Genomic DNA, 1,102 nt, shown 5'->3' with positions numbered 1-1,102 from the left:
GGACGGTGTTGGTGGACGTGGCCATAGACCAGGGGGGGTGTTTCGAGACTTCACGGCCGACCACCCACCAGGCGCCGACCTTCGAGGTGGAGGGAATCCTGCACTACTGCGTGACCAACATGCCGGGGGCCGTCCCCCTGACCTCGACCGTCGCCTTAACCAACGCGACCCTCCCCTACGCCGTGGCCATCGCCGCAGAGGAGTGGCGAGAACTGGCGAGGAAGCATCACGGAATCAGATCCGGCATCAACATCGCATTGGGCAAGGTGACCTTCCAAGGTGTCGCCGAGGCCGTCGGCCTCGAGTACACCCCGGTGGAGCGGTTACTTATGGCCATACCGTAGCCGATGCCCCGTAGTAGCGGCACCCATCGGCGATGGTTCGCGCCCGGAAGGGCGCTCCTACGGAAACAACGAAGGCGGCTATTGCCGCCTTATCGGGACCGCCTACTTCTCTTTCGGAGGTGGAGGAGATTTTGCCAGGACGTCGAGCATCTCCTGATGAATCACCCCGTTGGAAGCAACGACGCGGTGATCGTATATCGAGTACTCCTCCCCGGCATAATTGGTCACCTTCCCCCCTGCTTCAGTTACCAGCAGGGATCCCGCGGCGACGTCCCACGGTTTGAGCTTGCACTCCCAGTAGCCGTCCAGCCTCCCCGCCGCCACGTAGGCCAGGTCGAGTGCCGCGGCGCCGACCCTGCGCACGCCCTGACACTCGAGATGGAAATTGATGAAGTTCTCGAAGTTGTTTTCATTGTAGCGGGTGCGGTCATAGGGAAAGCCGGTGGCGAGAAGGGTACGTTTCAGGGGTGACGTCGTCGAGACGCTCATCCTCTCGCCGTTGACATAGGCCCCACCACCCTTTATCGCGGTGAAGAGCTCATCCATCATGCAGTGGTAGATTACACCCAGCACTATCTCGTCGTCATGCTCGAGGGCGATCGAGGCGCAGAACCATGGGAAGGCGTGCGCATAGTTGGTGGTGCCGTCGACAGGATCGATGATCCACTTGTAGGGAACCTTCTCCGACAGGTAGTCGTTCTCCTCCGCCAGGAAACTGTGACCGGGGAAGGCGTACCGGAGAGTGTTGACGATCATCT

At 60.9% G+C, this 1,102-nt stretch carries 1 protein-coding gene and 1 pseudogene; one reads left to right on the top strand and one right to left on the bottom strand.

The window, feature by feature from the left end:
* Positions 1–344, top strand: a pseudogene (locus AC11W3_RS21180) (alanine dehydrogenase); the annotation flags it as partial.
* Positions 345–446: 102 nt separating this feature from the next.
* Here the strand turns inward: AC11W3_RS21180 and AC11W3_RS21175 are convergent.
* Positions 447–1,102, bottom strand: a 656-nt coding sequence (locus AC11W3_RS21175; RefSeq protein WP_484093728.1) for an inositol monophosphatase family protein, incomplete at its 5' end; no start/stop codon positions are given.

This window comes from Geomonas sp. (assembly GCF_056994735.1).
Note: the sequence above shows the minus strand (reverse complement) of the source record. Positions and strands in the feature narration are given on the sequence as shown.